Origin of the sequence: Achromobacter veterisilvae, assembly GCF_900496975.1 — a bacterium.
GTDB lineage: Bacteria > Pseudomonadota > Gammaproteobacteria > Burkholderiales > Burkholderiaceae_B > Achromobacter > Achromobacter veterisilvae.
Genome location: NZ_UFQC01000025.1, coordinates 1 through 14833, shown reverse-complemented (window position 1 = coordinate 14833; position 14833 = coordinate 1). Strand labels below are relative to the sequence as shown.

The 14833-nt window shown below is 68.0% G+C and carries 14 protein-coding genes; 6 read left to right on the top strand and 8 right to left on the bottom strand.

The features are described from left to right. Window positions 1-21: 21 nt before the first annotated feature. The 5 genes from AVE30378_RS21135 to AVE30378_RS21115 all read right to left on the bottom strand — a co-directional run bounded on the left by AVE30378_RS21135 (window position 22) and on the right by AVE30378_RS21115 (window position 3927). A complete protein-coding gene (locus tag AVE30378_RS21135; protein WP_129243000.1) occupies window positions 22-1020 on the bottom strand; it encodes a Dyp-type peroxidase in 999 nt (332 codons plus the stop codon). Window positions 1021-1131: 111 nt separating this feature from the next. Then, a complete protein-coding gene (locus AVE30378_RS21130; protein WP_129242999.1) occupies window positions 1132-1920 on the bottom strand; it encodes an alpha/beta fold hydrolase in 789 nt (262 codons plus the stop codon). A 98-nt stretch (window positions 1921-2018) separates the two neighbouring features. Continuing rightward, window positions 2019-2333, bottom strand: coding sequence for a DUF1634 domain-containing protein (locus AVE30378_RS21125; protein ID WP_129242997.1), 315 nt, complete (start codon window positions 2331-2333; stop codon window positions 2019-2021). Next, entirely contained in the window at window positions 2330-3187 is an 858-nt protein-coding gene (locus tag AVE30378_RS21120) for a sulfite exporter TauE/SafE family protein (protein ID WP_129243152.1), read from the bottom strand. The genes AVE30378_RS21125 and AVE30378_RS21120 overlap by 4 nt, the downstream gene beginning before the upstream one ends. Continuing rightward, complete coding sequence (locus AVE30378_RS21115; protein WP_129242995.1) at window positions 3187-3927, bottom strand: GntR family transcriptional regulator; 741 nt, start codon at window positions 3925-3927, stop codon at window positions 3187-3189. The genes AVE30378_RS21120 and AVE30378_RS21115 overlap by 1 nt, the downstream gene beginning before the upstream one ends. Before the next feature lie 119 nt (window positions 3928-4046). Here AVE30378_RS21115 and AVE30378_RS21110 point away from each other — a divergent pair, with 119 nt between their 5' ends. Further along, window positions 4047-5477: an aminotransferase-like domain-containing protein gene (locus AVE30378_RS21110; protein WP_129242993.1), complete on the top strand. Its 1431-nt coding sequence runs from the start codon at window positions 4047-4049 to the stop codon at window positions 5475-5477. Here the strand turns inward: AVE30378_RS21110 and AVE30378_RS21105 are convergent. From AVE30378_RS21105 to AVE30378_RS21095, 3 genes are all read right to left on the bottom strand, one after another. Next, window positions 5474-6385, bottom strand: coding sequence for a bestrophin family protein (locus AVE30378_RS21105; RefSeq protein WP_129242991.1), 912 nt, complete (start codon window positions 6383-6385; stop codon window positions 5474-5476). The genes AVE30378_RS21110 and AVE30378_RS21105 overlap by 4 nt on opposite strands. After that, entirely contained in the window at window positions 6382-8679 is a 2298-nt protein-coding gene (locus AVE30378_RS21100; protein WP_129242989.1) for an FdhF/YdeP family oxidoreductase, read from the bottom strand. Before AVE30378_RS21100 ends, AVE30378_RS21105 begins: the two co-directional genes overlap by 4 nt. Window positions 8680-8832: 153 nt before the next feature. After that, entirely contained in the window at window positions 8833-9597 is a 765-nt protein-coding gene (locus AVE30378_RS21095) for a class II aldolase/adducin family protein (RefSeq protein WP_129242987.1), read from the bottom strand. A 255-nt stretch (window positions 9598-9852) separates the two neighbouring features. On the opposite strand from AVE30378_RS21095, the gene AVE30378_RS21090 reads away from it, so the two are divergent. The 5 genes from AVE30378_RS21090 to AVE30378_RS21070 all read left to right on the top strand — a co-directional run. Beyond that, the gene (locus AVE30378_RS21090; RefSeq protein ID WP_129242986.1) at window positions 9853-11376 is read left to right on the top strand and encodes a class I adenylate-forming enzyme family protein; all 1524 of its coding nucleotides are present in this window, start codon (window positions 9853-9855) and stop codon (window positions 11374-11376) included. Between the two features lie 42 nt (window positions 11377-11418). Next, entirely contained in the window at window positions 11419-12405 is a 987-nt protein-coding gene (locus AVE30378_RS21085) for a Bug family tripartite tricarboxylate transporter substrate binding protein (protein ID WP_129242984.1), read from the top strand. A gap of 13 nt (window positions 12406-12418) precedes the next feature. After that, entirely contained in the window at window positions 12419-13282 is an 864-nt protein-coding gene (locus tag AVE30378_RS21080) for an IclR family transcriptional regulator (RefSeq protein ID WP_129242982.1), read from the top strand. A gap of 25 nt (window positions 13283-13307) precedes the next feature. Then, complete coding sequence (locus AVE30378_RS21075) at window positions 13308-14492, top strand: acyl-CoA dehydrogenase family protein (RefSeq protein WP_129242980.1); 1185 nt, start codon at window positions 13308-13310, stop codon at window positions 14490-14492. A 13-nt stretch (window positions 14493-14505) separates the two neighbouring features. Continuing rightward, on the top strand, window positions 14506-14833 hold a 328-nt coding region (locus AVE30378_RS21070), incomplete at its 3' end, for an acyl-CoA dehydrogenase family protein (protein WP_208742417.1).

The following is a 14833-nucleotide window of genomic DNA, read 5'->3' as shown; positions in this document are numbered from 1 at the left end:
GATAGACGCGCCCAAACGCCCCTAGGCCGCGGAACCCGCGGGCGCCGGCGCCACGGCGGCCTCACCGGCGGACGGAGCGCGCGAGGCTAGCGATTCGAGCAGGTCGGCCGACGGCACGAAGAACAGGCCGCCCGTGATGGCGCGGCTGTAGTCCAGCAGGCGGTCGTAGTTGCCGGGAGGCCGCCCGACGAACATGTTCTCCAGCATCTGCTCGATGGGCGCGGGCGAACGCGCATAGCCGATGAAGTAGGTGCCGAATTCGCCCGCGCCGGGCCGGCCGAAGGGCATGTTGTCGCGCAGGATCTTCACTTCCTGCCCGTTTTCCTCGAGGGTGGTCAAGGCGCTGTGGGACGAGGACGGCTTGATGTCGTCGTCGAGTTCGACGTTGGACAATTTGTGGCGCCCGATGATGCCTTCCTGGCTTTCCACGGTAAGCGAATTCCAGGCCGTCATGTCGTGCAGGTACTTCTGCACCAGCACGTAGCTTCCGCCGGCGAACTCGGCGTCTTCGTCGCCGATCACCGTGAAGTCGACGGCTTCGCGCCCTTCGGGATTCTCGGTTCCGTCGACGAAGCCGATGATGGCGCGCCGGTCGAAGTAGCGAAAGCCCTGGACCTCGTCGACGACCGTCACGGCGTCGCCCAGCCGGTTGCGCAGCAGCGTGGCAAGCTCGAAACAGAGATCCATCGAGTCCGCGCGGATGTGCAGCAGGAGGTCTCCCGGCGTGGCGACGGCGGTGCGTTCGCCCGACCCGAATTCACGGAAGGGATGCAGCGCCGCCGGGCGCGGCGAGCCGAAGAGCGTGTCCCAGGCGCGCGAGCCGAACGCACAGACACAGGAGAGATTTTCCTGGGGAGCGCGCGTGCCCACCGTCCGCACGAGGGCGGCGACGTCCTCGCACCAGCCTCGCACCGTCTCGGCGGCGCCCGCGCCCGCGTTCAGGGTCGCGACGATGAAGATGGCGTGGCGGGTGGTGGGGTTGTGCACGGCTTGGGAGAGGGGCGCTGGAGTATCGGACATCGGATCGTGGACCTTGGAAACGGGCGCGGAGCGCGAAGAAAAAAAGCCAGTCCGATTCTAAGCGCGGATGTCGGCGGTGTGAACTCCGGCCAGGCGCGGCAAGGCCGCGTTTCAGCGCACCGCCTTCAGCCATTGGCCGGCCAGGTCCAGGACGATGCGGGTCTGTTCGCGGTGCGGAACGTGGCCGCAGTTCTCCAGCAGCACGGGGCGTCCGCCGGTCAGCCGGGCGATGCGTTCGGGATGCAGGGACGAACCGTATTCGTCCGCTTCGCCGTGCAGGGCCAGCACCGGACAGCGCACCTGGCGCAGCGGCTCGTCGAGGTTCCAGTCGGCGAAGCCGGGCGACAGCCACGTGTCGACCCAGGCTCCCAGCACCCAGGCGGCCTTTTCGCCGTGGTACTTCTTCAGGCGATCGAGTTGGCCGGGCTCGTCGAAGTTCCGCTTCGCCACGCGGATGCCCTCCAGCGTGCGGTCTTCGACGAACGCCTGCGCCGATTCGGTGATCAGGGCCTGGCAATCGTCCCCGTAGGCCCCCGCGCAGCAGACGGCCATCCCGCCTCCCACGCTGTGGCCGAAGGCGACGAACGGCCCGATGCCGAGCGCTTCGCGCAACTGGCGGAACCCCGCAAGCGCCTCGTCCTCGACGAAGCCGGATCCGAAGGTGGCGCCGTTCGGATCGGAGCGGCCGAAGCCGAGCCGGTCGTAGGCGATCACGCCGCGACCGGTTTCGCGCGCCAGGAGTTCCGGAAAGTCGCGCCACAGTTCCACGCAGCCCAGGGAGTCGTGCAGCAGCACGATGGGCGCGCCGGCCGCCACCCCGCCCGCGGGGTCCCAACGCCGCGCATACAGGCGGCCCTGGCTGGTGGGTACGTAGACTTCCTGGCTGGTGATGGAATGCATGAAGGAATCCTGGAATATGAGGCCGCGCGCCATCGCGGCGCACCCGGATTATAGGAAACCCCCAACGCCGCGCCCCCGCGGGGCCGGCCGCCGCCGGCTCACCGCAGGCCGGACAGCACGCCCGCCGCGATGATGAGCAGGACGAGCGCGGAAATCGCGGTGTAGGCGTAATCGCGTTCGCGCAGGAAGATGGCCAGCATCAGCGCCACCCGCGCGACCGGAAGCAGGATGAAAAGGGCCACTCCCGCCTGCACCAGCCGATAGCCGGCCAGGCCCGCCTGCGGCAGCAGGAAATCCACGGCCATCCCGAGGGCGATGCAGGCCGAGGCGGCCCAGGTGCCATACCAGAGCAGCGCCGCGATGCCGCGGTCGCGCCGGGCCTGCCCGTCCGCCGGACGGCCCGGCGAGCTCATTTCAGGCCTCCCGGCAAGGACACGCCCAGGGCGCTCAAGAACATCTGCACGGCGAGCAGCGCCAGAACGATCACGAAGAAGACGCGCAGCTTGTCCGCGGGCAGCCCCAGCAGCAGGCGGGCGCCGAGCAGCGCGCCGGCGACGGAGCCCAGCGCGACCGGCCCCGCGATGCCGATGTCGATGTCGCCGCGCACGAAATAGGCGCCCGCGCTGGCCGCGGCGGTCACGCCTATCATGAAGTTCGACGTGGCCGAGGACACTTTGATGGGCAGCCGCAAGGCGGCGTCCATCGCGGGGATCTTGAGCACGCCCGAGCCGATGCCGAGCAGCGCCGAGATCAGGCCCGCGCCGTACATCAGGGACAGGCCCAGCGGCACGCGGCCGACCTGGTAGTGCACTTCCCGGCCCAGGGCGCGGTCGGGAAAGCTTGAATGCAGGCGCAGCGCCGTAGCCCATGCGGTGGCCGGCGCGCCGGCATCGGGCGCCTCGCGGCGGCGCGCCAGCATCTGCTGCGCGGACAGGGCCAGGATGGCGGCGAACAGGCCGTAGAGGAATTCAGTGGAGACGATGCCGATGAGAAACACGCCGGTCAGCGCGCCCAGCGTGGTGGCCGTTTCCAGAACGATGGCCAGCCGCACGTTGGTCAGGCGCCCCTTGAGGAACGGCGCCGCGCTGCCGCAGGAACAGGCGATCACCGAAATGATGCTGGCGCCGATCGCCACGTGGATATCCACGCCGAACAGCAGCGTCAGGATCGGCACGATGAAGATGCCGCTGGCCATCCCCAGCACGCCGCCCAGCGCGCTGGCCCCGAAGGCCGCCGCGAACAGCCAGAGGATCCCGGACGTGTCCATCATCCGATGCGCGGAAGCCGCGACAGGCGGGTGGAAAACCGGATCAGGTCGCCGCGGTAGTAGAGCTTTTCGTAGTCGACCGGCCGCTGCCCCGCGGTGTAGGACGTGCGCTCGATCAGGAAGATCGGGCTGCCGGGCTCGACGCCCAGGGCCCGGGCGACGCGCTCGTCCGCCGTGACGGCTTCGAGCTGGTACTGCGCCTCGACCAGCGGCAGGTCGTAGCGCAGTTCCAGCAGGTCGAAAATGGGCTCCGCTTCCAGGTCGTTGCTGGCGACCTTTTCGCCGATGTCGAGCGGCAGGTAGGTTTCGTCGAACGACATGGCCACGCCGTCCGCCAGCCGCACGCGCTCGATGCGGTACACCTGCGTGCCCTGCGGCACGCCGAGTTGGCGCGCGACGGTTTCCCCGGCCGGCACGGGCCGCTTGTCCAGCAGCCGGGCCGTGGGATGGCGGCCCAGCGCCACCATGTCTTCCACGAAGCCGCTCAGCCCGGTCAGCGCCTGGGTCAGCTTCGGCTCGGTGACGAACGTGCCCTTGCCCCGCCGGATCTCGACCAGGCCGCGGGCCACCAGGTGTTCGACCGCCTTGCGCACCGTCGTGCGGCTGACGGCGAAGCGCTCCACCAGGCGGTCTTCGGGCGGAAGCTGGCTGCCGGGCGGCAGGCTGCCGGCCGCGATCTCGGCGGCCAGCGCGGTCTCGACCCGGGCGTACAGGGGGGCATATTCGGATTCGTTCAGCATACGCGGCAGCATAACATCACGACATCATGATGTCATGATGTTTATAGCTCCCCCCAAAACGAGGGACGCGCTGATAAGCTAGGCGCCTGTTTCCGGCAAGCCGAAGCAGGAGACAAACGATGACGCTCTATGAAAAGCTGGCCGACGAAATCGAAGGCCTGATCCGCAAGAATGTGTACCGGGAGGGCGACAAGCTCCAATCGGTGCGGCAGGCCAGCCAGCAGCGCGGCATCAGCATCACGACCGTCACCCGCGCCTACCTGCTGCTCGAAAGCCGCGGCCTGGTGGCCAGCAAGCCGCAATCGGGCTATTTCGTCAGCGCGCGGGCCGGCGGCGCCGCGCCGCGGGCCTCGGAACTCGGACTGTCCCATCCGGCCGCCACGTCCTCGCCGGTCGACGTCAGCCGCCTGGTGCTGTCCACGCTGCGCTCGATCTGCGCCAACGACGCCGTTCCCCTGGGCTCGCCCTATCCGGATCCCGGCCTCTTCCCCTTCCAGAAGCTCAACCGCTACGCCTATGCCGCCGGGCGCGACGAAACGCTGCTGGGCCTGAAAGACGCCCTGCCTCCCGGCCATCCGAAGCTGCTGCGCCAGATCGCGCGGCGCTACCTGGAAAAAGGCATGCGGGTGGATCCGGACGAGATCATCATTACCGTGGGCGCGACGGAAGCCATGAACATCTGCCTCCAGGCCGTCGCCCGGCCGGGGGACGTGATCGCGGTCGAATCGCCCACGTTCTACGCCATGCTCCACGCCATCGAGCGCATGGGCATGAAGGCGATCGAGGTGCCGACCCATCCCGAACACGGCATCGACATCGCCGCGCTGGCGGCCATCATCGCGTCGCAGCCCGTCGCCGCCTGCATGGTCATGCCCAACTTCCAGAATCCGCTGGGCTTCCTGATGCCCGACGAGCGCAAGCGGGCGCTGGTCGAGCTGGCCGCGAAGCACGGCATCCCCATCATCGAGAACGGCGTCTACAACGAACTGCACTTCGGCAACTCGCATCCGAGCACGCTGAAGTCCTTCGACCGCAAGGGACTGGTCCTGCACTGCTCGTCGTTCTCCAAGAGCCTGACCTCGGCCTACCGGATCGGCTGGGCGCTGCCCGGCCGCTATCGCGACGAAGTCGAGAAGCTCAAGTTCCTGAACACCTTGACCACGCCTTCGCTGCCGCAGTTGGCCATCGCCGAATTCCTCGAACGCGACGGCTACGACTACCATCTGCGCAAGATCCGCAAGACGTACGCCCAGCAGGCCAGGCTGATGAAGGCCATGGTCGAGCGCTTCTTCCCGCCAGGGACGAAGACTTCCACCCCGGCGGGCGGCTACCTGCTGTGGGTGGAGCTTCCGCCCCGCGTCGACGCGATGCGCCTGTACCGGCTGGCGCTGGAACGCGGCATCACCGTCGGCCCGGGGCAGATGTTCTCCGTGTCGGACGGCTACCGCAATTTCATCCGGCTCAACTACAGCACGCCGTGGTCCGGCGAGATCGAGCGGGCCGTGATCGCCGTGGGCAAGATCGCCGCGGCCTGCGCCCGGCGGCCCTAGGTCAACTGGTAGGGATAGCGCGGCGCCACCTCCTCCGGGAGGTCGCGGCCGCACAGTTCCAGGATCGACCGTTCGATGCCGCGCGTCATGGAGTCCAGCGCCAGCGCATTGGGCGCGAGCCCGAAGGGTTCGGCGACCTCGTTGGCGATCGCCTCCAGCGCGATGAGCGTGTACGAGATGAACACGCAAAGCAGCGGCGTGAAGATATCCGCGGAATCGACCAGCCCGAACGGCAGCATGATGCAGTAGGTGTAGATCGTGCGATGCAGCAGCACGCCGTACGCGAAGGGGATGGGCGTGGAGGCGATGCGCTCGCATCCCCCCACCACCTTGCCCAGTTCATTGAGCTGCGCATCCAGCATCCAGAGCGCCGTATCCGATATCTGGCCGCGTTCGCGCATTCCGGCGAAGCCGTTGCGGAGGTCGTCCAGCAGCGCCACCGGCCTGTAGCATTTGTCGCGCAAGGCCTGCGCCGGCCCCTCGCCCAAAATGCGCCGGAAGTCCGGACAGGGGTCGCTGCCGCGCAACTGGTGCTTCAAGGCATAGACGCACGCGATCAGCGCATGGATGAAGCGCGTGCGGTCCGTCCCGCTGGGCAGGTAGCGCAAGGTCTGCGACATCAGCGCGCGGGACGCGATCAGCAGGTTGCCCCACAGATGCCGCGCTTCGTTGAAGCGTTCATAGCTGGCGTTGTTGCGGAACGCCAGGAAGATCGCGAGCGTCAGCCCGAACAGCGTCAGCAGCGTGGTGTTCAACGGTATCTTCTCGCCGAGTATCCGGCCGTGCGTCACCACCGCCAGGCTGCTGACGGCGGCCATGAAAAGCAGTTGGGGAATGATGGATTGCAGTACCGATCCGTTCCAGATGAACAGCAGCCTGAACCAGCTTTGCCCGGGCCTGACGATCATGCCGCCTCCCGCTCCGGCCGGTCCGCGCGGGACCGCAGGACCCGCACGGGTATCGACTTGTACGACGGCGTGCCGCTGTCTTCGTCGATGTAATCCAGGGGAACCAGCACATTGGCTTCGGGGTAATAGGCGGCCGCCGAGCCGCGCGCGATGTCGTATTCGACGACGGTGATGCCCGGCAGGCGCAGCGCCCGGTCCGCCGAAATCGTCTCGATGTCGACCAGGTCGCCGTGTTCCAGGCCGCGCGCGGCAAGGTCCGCCGCGTTCATGAACAGGATGTCGCGCCGGCCGAACACGCCCCGGTAGCGGTCGTCCATCGCGTAGATCGTGGTGTTGTACTGGTCGTGGCTGCGGATGGTGACCAGGCGCAGGACATCGTCGTCCCAGGCGTCGTAGCTTTCCCGCAACCCGCGGAACACGGAAAAGACGGCCTTGCCCGAGGGCGTTTCCCACTTGCGTTCGGTGGGCGGCAGCGGCAGGCGGAAGCCGCCCGGCACCCGGATGCGCGCGTTGTAGCCGTCGAATCCGGGCACCGTGCGTTCGATCAGGCCGCGGATCCTGTCGTAGTCGGCCACCAGGTCCAGCCACGCCACCTTGCTGTCCGGCAGCGTCGCGCTCGCCATGCCCGCCACGATGGCGGGTTCCGAGCGCAAGTGCTCGGAGGCCGGCTTGAGCTTGCCGGCCGAGGCGTGCACCATGGACATCGAATCTTCCACCGTGACGGACTGCGCGCCGCTCTCCTGCATATCGAGTTCCGTCCGCCCCAGGCACGGAAGCAGGAACGTCTCCTTGGCCACCAGCAGGTGCGAGCGATTGAGCTTGGTGCCCACGTGCACGCTCAGGTCCAGCATGCCCATGGCCGGAAAGCTGAGTTCAGGGTCGGGCAGCGCCACGGCGAAGTTTCCACCCAGGCAGATCAGGGCCTTCGCCGAGCCGTCTATCATGGCCTGCATCGCCTTCACGGCGTCGTGGCCGTGCGCATGCGGCGGCGGAAAGCCGAATACGTCCTCGATGCGGGCCAGGAATTCCCCGGACGGCTTCTCGGTAATGCCCACCGTGCGGTTTCCCTGCACGTTGGAATGGCCGCGCAACGGACAGATGCCCGCGCCGGGCTTGCCGAAGTTTCCCCGCATCAGCAACAGGTCCGCGATCAGGCGCACGTTCGCCGTGCCGGTATTGTGCTGCGTGATGCCCATGCCGTAGGTAACGATGGTGGCCTTCGACCTGGCGTAGGCGTGCGCGACGCCTTCCAGGTCCGCGCGGGCCAGCCCGCTTTCCTTTTCGATGTCCGTCCATTGCGTCGCCAGCAGATCCGCCGCCAGCGCGTCGAACCCTTCGGTGTGCGCCGCGATGAAATCGCGGTCCAGCACGCCGCCCGTCTCCGCCTCCATGTCCAGCAGCGCCTTCATGATGCCCTTGAGCGCGGCCGCGTCGCCGCCCGCCCTGACCTGTAGGTAGGACGATGCGATCGGCGTGGAGCCGTAGGTGGCCATTTCGATGAGGCTCTGCGGATCGGCGAACCGCTCCAGCGCGCGCTCGCGCAGCGGGTTGAACACGATGATGGGGACTTTGCGCCGCGCGGCCTCGTGCAGCGTGCCCATCATCCGGGGATGATTCGTCCCGGGGTTGTGGCCGATGGAAATGATGAGCTCGGTCTCCTCGAAATCCGCCAGCGACACGGTGCCCTTGCCGATCCCGATGGAGCGCGGCAGGCCCACGCTGGTCGGCTCGTGGCACATGTTCGAGCAATCGGGGAAATTGTTCGTCCCGAATTCCCGGGCGTATAGCTGGAACAGGTAGGCGGCCTCGTTCGACGCGCGGCCCGAGGTATAAAACTCGACCTGGTCCGGCGAAGACAGCCCGCGCAGCACCGCGCCGATGCGTTCGAAGGCCTGGTCCCAGGAAACCGCGCGGAACGTGTCGGTGGCGCGGTCGTAGGCCATGGGATGGGTCAGCCGCCCCATGCCTTCCAGTTCGAAATCGGAAAGCCGCAACAGCGACGACACGGTGTTCTTTTCGAAGAACTCCGGCGTCACGCGCTTGGTCGTCGCCTCCCAGGTGACGGCCTTGGCGCCGTTCTCGCAGAACTGGAAGGTGGAGCGATGTTCCTTGTCCGGCCAGGCGCAGCCGGGACAGTCGAAGCCGGTGGGCTGATTGGTCCGCAGCAGGACGATGGGCGCCTCGATGCGGTCCATCTGCTGCCGGACGGCCTGCGCGGTCGCCTTGAGCGCTCCCCAGCCGCCAGCCGGCCCGCCGTAAGGCCTGATGCCCGGCACGTCGCGTCGCTTGCTCATGTGAATCTCCTTGGTCGATCCCGGAGGGCGGGAAAAAAGCGCCGGCCCTGGGGCCGGCGCGAGCCAGGAGTCCAATATAGAGAAGCCGCCGCCCTCGCGAAGAGTGCAGTTCGGACGGCGGCGAAAGAGTACAGTCGCGCGCCGCCGCGCTCGCTAGTCCGCGTAGCCGGGGTTGCGGCGGTCCAGCCGGCGCAGCAGTCCGGGCCAGGCCAGCATGGCCTTGTGCGCGCGGTCGGCGGGCGATTCCACCGCCGCGCGCGCCAATACCTCGGGCGGGATGAAGGTCAGTTCCCCGCCCGCCTGGGCTCGCACCTGCACCATGCAGGCGGCCTCCAGCCGGTGCATGGCCTGGAACGCCTCGGCCATGCTCTGCCCCACGGTCAGCAGGCCGTGGTTGCGCAGGATGAGGTAGTTGTTGGCGCCCAGGTCGCGCACCAGGCGCGGCTGCTCCTCGGGATTGAGCGCCAGGCCTTCGTAATCGTGATAGCTGAGCGAACGCAGCACGATGAACGCGAACTGCGACAGGGGCAGCAGCCCTTCCTTCTGCGCCGATACCGCCACGCCATTGATCGAATGCGTATGCAGCACGCACATCGCGTCCTTGCGGGCCGCGTGGATACAGCTATGGATCGTGAAACCGGCCGGGTTGATGTCGTACTCGGACTCCATCACCTTGCGGCCGTCGAGGTCGATCTTGACCAGGCTGGACGCCGTGATTTCGTCGAACATCATTCCGTAGGGATTGATCAGGAAGTGTTCCGTGCCCGGCACCTTGGCCGTGATGTGCGTGAAGATCAGGTCATCCCAGCCGAACAGCGCCACCAGCCGGTACAGCGCCGCCAGGTCCTTGCGCACCTGCCATTCCGTCTCGCCCACGCGTTCGCGCACGCCGCCGCCCGTTTTGCCTGCCGTATCCATGCCGTCTCCTCGTATGTGGAATCCGCCCCGGGGCGACCGCGCCCCGGGCCTTGCCCAGCACTTTATTCGCTTTGGCCCGGAACCGGCGCGCCCGGCGTCCGCCGGCCGGCCACCCTGGCGGCCCGCCCTCCCCCGCCCGGACACGCCGCGGCCTGGCGGGGCGCGCGGATAATTCACATATGTGATGGAAATGGCCCATCATCATTCCTATGATTCGGCTCATCCGCAGTCCCGCACAGACACCTTGCCGCTCCTATGTCCGCCGATCTTCCCGATACCGATTTCCGTATCCACCAACTGGTCGCCCGGCACCTGCCGCACCAGGCCGACCATGTGGCCCTGGTTTCCGATGAAGGCGCCTGGACCTACGCGCAGCTCGATGCCGCCGTCCTCGCGCTGGCGGACGCGCTGACGGCCCGCGGGCTGCGCGCCGGCGACCGCCTGCTGGTGGTCGGCGAAAGCGGCTGCGCCCAACTGGCCGCCGTGCTGGCCTGCAGCCGGCTGGACGCCTGGGCGGTCGTCGTCAACGCCCGCATGACCGGCATCGAGGTCGATGCCATCAAGGCGCACTGCGAACCCCGGCTGCTGCTGGCCGCCAGCGGCCTGTCCGCCGACGCCCGCGCCCACGGCCTGCGCCACGGCGCAAGCGAGTTCGAGGTGGCGGGGCTTGCCTACTCCTGCACCGCGGCCGATCCCGCCGCGCGCGCCGAACCCGTGCAGGCCGACGCGCGCGAACAGGTCGCCGTCATGATCTACACCAGCGGCACCACCGGCACCCCCAAGGGCGTGATGCTCACGCACGCGAACCTGGGCCATTCCTCGGCGGTCGCGCGCCACGCCCGCGGGACCGGCCCGGACGACCGCGTGTATTCGGCGCTGCCCATCTCCCACGTTTACGGCCTGAGCACCGTGGCGCTCGCCGCGCTGGGCGCCGGGGCCACGCTGCAACTGGCCGGCCGCTTCGACATCGCGCACGCGGTTGCCGCCCTGGCCGAGGGCGTGACGATGCTGCACGGCGTGCCCGCCATGTACGTGCGCCTGTTGCAAGCCCACGAACAGGGGACCGCCATCGCCGCGCCGAAGATCCGCCTGCTGCATTGCGGCGGGGCGCCGCTGGACCCGTCCCTGAAGGCCCGGATCGAAGCCATCTTCGGCGAACCGATAAACAATGGCTACGGACTGACCGAAGCTTCGCCGACGATCAGCATGGTCCCCTACCGCCAGCGGCGCACGGACCTGAGCGTGGGTTACCTGATTCCCGGCATGCGGGCGCGCATCGTGGATGAGCAAGCGCGGGAGGTCGCGCCGGGCGAAGTCGGCGAACTGCAGGTGCGCGGGCCCAACGTCATGAAGGGTTATTACAAGGCGCCCGAACAGACGGCCCAGGCCCTCGGCCAGGACGGTTGGCTGCGCACCGGCGACCTGCTGCGCGAGGACCCGGACGGCGCGCTTTTCGTCATGGGCCGCATCAAGGATCTCATCATCCGTTCCGGCTTCAACGTCTACCCCAGCGAAGTCGAGGCGGCGCTGAACGCGTATGCCGGCGTGCGCCAGTCCTGTGTGGTCGGCGTCCCCAAGGATGGCGACGAGCAGATCGTCGCGTTCGTCGAAGCCGAGGAAGGCCGCTGCGTCCAGGCGGACGCCCTCCAGACATTCGCTCGCGAGCGGCTGGCGCCCTACAAACGGCCCCAGAAGATCGTCCTGCTGGCCCGCCTGCCAGCGGCGGACAACGGAAAAATCCTCCGCAAGGCCATGGTCGACATGGCGCGCGGAATCTGATTCGGCACACCCATAGAAAATACCCAACAACAGGAGACAAGCATGAAACTGGCAGCCAGAAGGCATTTCCTCGCGGCGGCGGCCGCGATCGTCGCGGCGTGCAGCCTGCCCGCCCACGCGGCGGACGGCTGGCCCGCGCGGCCGATCCGCTTCATCGTGCCCAGCGCCGCCGGCGGCGGGGCCGACACCGTCGCCCGCCTGCTGGCCCAGCATATCGGCGGCGCCCTCAAGCAGCCCATCGTGGTCGAGAACCGCGCCGGCGGCTCCGGCGTCATCGCGGGCAACGCGGTGCTGGGCGCGCCGACCGACGGCTACACCTTCATGCTGGGATTCACCACCATGTCGCAACTGCCGGCCACCTCCACGATCAAGCTGCCGTACCAGGTCGACCGCGATTTCATCCCGGTATCGCTGGTCGCCAGGTCGTCCAACGTGCTCGTGGTCAACCGCGGCGGCGTCGACGCGGACTCGGTCAAGGCCCTCGTGGAAGCGCTGCGCGCCTCGCCCCAGAAATACAGCTACGGTTCGTACGGCAACGGTTCGACCGGCCATTTCCTGGGCGCGCAATTCCTGCAGGAAACGAAAACCAACGCCCAGCACGTGCCGTACAAGGGCGCCGCGCCCATGATGTCCGATCTGTTGGCCGGCGTGGTCTCGTTCGCCTTTCCCGACATCGGCTCGGCGTTGCCGCACCTGAATTCGGACCGGGTCCGAGTGCTGGCCGTGACCGGCGACAAGCGCATGGCCACGCTGCCGCAGATCCCCACCATGGCGGAACTCGGCTATCAGGGCTTCAACCTGGGCGCCTGGTTCGGGCTGTTCGCGGCCAAGGGCACGCCCGACGCCATCGTCCAGGACATGGCGGCGCAGATCGCCGACGCCGTCAAGGCGCCGGAAGTCCAGTCCAAGCTCGTCGGCATGAACCTGGATCCGGTCGGCAGCGACCCCAAGTCCTTCGCCGCCTTCTTCCAGACCGACCTGCAGCGCTGGGCCGACCTGGCGAACAAGGCCAACATCCGCACCGACTGACCGGCCACCCGCCATGTCCCGATCCTCCCGCCGGCTCGAACTCCCCGACGCTTCCGTCAAGGACAGCACTCGCGACCTGGGCCAGCGCTCGGTCAAATCGGCCCAGCGCGTGCTCGAACTGATCGAATTGCTCGAACAACTGGGGCGTCCGGTCAGCCTGGCGGAGATCGTGCGCGCCAGCGGCTATCCGCAGTCCAGCACCTGGATGCTGGTCCAGACGCTGATGCGCATGGGCTACCTGTGCCACAACCCTGACGACGGCACCTACATGCCCAGCCTGCGGCTCAACCTGCTGGGCGGCTGGGTGCACGACCTGGCCCTGCCCCGCAGCAATCTTCGCCTGGCCATGCGCGCGCTGGGCGAACGGCTGGGCCTGAGCATCATCCTCGGCCAGCGCAGCGGCCGCTACGTCCAGTACGCCCACGTGCTCTACGGCGCCAAGGACCGCAAGACTCAGGTTCCGATCGGCGTCGTGCGCCCGCTGATCGACACCGGCATGGGCTACGCGCTGCTGGCGCAACTGCCCGACGACGAGGTGTGCGCCATCGCCAGCGTCTGCCTGGCGCGCGCCGAACACAAATCGCCGGTCTCGTCCTTGCGGCAGGTGCTGGCCATCGTCGACAAGGCCCGCCAGGCCGGTTTCGTGTATTCGCACCGCCTGCAAAGCGCCAACCGCGCGTCCTTTTCCTTCGCGCTGGTCAGCGACCCCGGCGCCGGCGACCGCGCCGGCCTGCTGGCCCTGGCCATCGCCGGCACCCGGCAGGACGTCGCGGCGCGCCTGCGCGACATCCCGGGCACGGTCAATGACGTCGCCGCCGAGTTCCTGCCGGATGTGCCCATCCACATCAAGGCGCCCTCTTCCATCCCGCCGATCTGAAGGCACCCACAAAGCGATCACCACCATGGATATTGAAGTCACGCCCGAAGAGCGGGAATTCCGGCTGGAAGTCCGCCGCTTCGCGCAGGCCCACCTGCCCGAGAACGTCCGCCGCAAAGTCCTGTACGGCGAGAAACTGGAAAAGCAGGAATACGTGGACTGGCAGAAGCACTTGCACCGCCAGGGCTGGATCGCGCCGGCCTGGCCCGCGCAATACGGCGGCACGGGCTGGAGCCTGAGCAAGCAGCGCGTGTTCCTCCACGAGCTGGCGCTGCAATGCGCGCCCGAGACCATCCCGTTCGGGATCTCCATGGTGGGGCCGGTGATCTACACCTTCGGTTCGGAAGAACAGAAGGCCCGATACCTGCCCGCCATCCTGAACTCCGACACGTGGTGGTGCCAGGGCTTCTCCGAGCCGAACGCCGGTTCCGACCTGGCCTCGCTGCGCACCCGCGCCGTCGACCGCGGCGACCACTACCTGCTCAACGGCCAGAAAGCCTGGACGACGCACGGGCGCTTCGCGGACATGATGTTCTGCCTGGCGCGCACGGCCGACACGGGCAAGCCGCAGCAGGGCATTTCCTTCCTACTGCTCGACATGAAGACGCCCGGCGTCGAAGTCCGGCCGGTGCGCACCATCGACGAAGGCGCCAGTATCTGCGAAGTGTTCTTCAACGACGTCCGCGTCCCCAAGTCGGGGCTGGTGGGCAAGGAAGGCGAAGGCTGGACTTACGCCAAGTTCCTGCTCGGCCATGAACGCGCCATGATCGCCCGCGTGGGCCGCTCGCGCATGCAGTTGGCGCGCGCGCAGCGCCTGGCCTCGCATCCGCTGGCCGACGGCAGCCGCCCGATCGACAACCCGCTCTACCGCCAGCGCCTGTGCGAGATCGAGGCCCGCCTGCGCGCGCTCGAACTGACCGAGCTGCGCGCCCTCTCGGCCTACCGCCCGGGAGCGGGCTTCGACGTCGCGGATTCCTCCATGCTGAAGATCGAAGGCTCGGAAATCTGCCAGGCCCTGACCGAACTGCTGCTGGACCTCGCCGGCCGCTACGGCATGGTCTACACCGGCCGCTATACGCAGTCGCCGATCGGCGACGCCACGGCCCATGGCCTGCTGGGCGACCACCTCTTCAACCGCGTGGCCACCATCTATGGCGGCAGCTCCGAAATCCAGAAGACCGTGATCGCCAAGAGCCGGTTCCAGAAATAAGCAAGGACACGCCATGAACCTGAACCTCTCCGAAGAACAAGAGATGATCCGCGCAAGCGTGTTCGATTACTTTTCGACCGCCTACGGATTCGATCGCCATCTCGAACGGCTGGGCCAGCCCGCGGGCGCCCCCTCCGAGGCCTGGCAAGCCATGGGCGAACTGGGCTGGCTGGGACTGACAGTGCCGCAGGACGACGGCGGCCTGGGCCTGGGGCCGGAAGAAACCATGCTGCTGATGGAGGGCGCCGGCGCCGCGCTCTGCACCGAACCGCTGCTGGCCAGCGCCATCCTGGCCGCGCCGCTGCTGGCCGGCGCCGCCGCCGGCTCGGCGGCGGCGCGCG